The organism is Leifsonia sp. HAY1-4F (genome assembly GCF_056755275.1).
In genome coordinates, this window is record NZ_JBNDHX010000504.1 from 1 (window position 1) to 245 (window position 245).

Below are 245 nucleotides of genomic sequence, written 5' to 3' on the forward strand. Positions count from 1 at the left end.
GAGTGCGCCCAGCATGTCGATGGCCAGGAGTGCTGCGAAGACGCGGGTCAGGAGGCCGAGGATCAGTGCGACGCCGCCCACCAGCTCCAGGGTCGCCACGATCGGAGCCACTACGGAAGCGCCGGGCACACCCATCTGGGTGAAGGATGCCTGGGTGCCGGCGATGGTGAATTCGTTGAACTTCTGCCAACCGTGCGCGGCGAAGAGAAATCCTGCAATGACGCGCAGGATGGTCAGGGCTGTGG

1 protein-coding gene is annotated in these 245 nt (G+C 64.9%); it reads right to left on the reverse strand.

Features of this window, described 5'->3' with window-relative positions; genetic code table 11:
• Window positions 1-245 (reverse strand): DoxX family protein (locus ACPYOG_RS20300; RefSeq protein WP_481295884.1); only part of this gene is annotated, 245 nt, incomplete at both ends.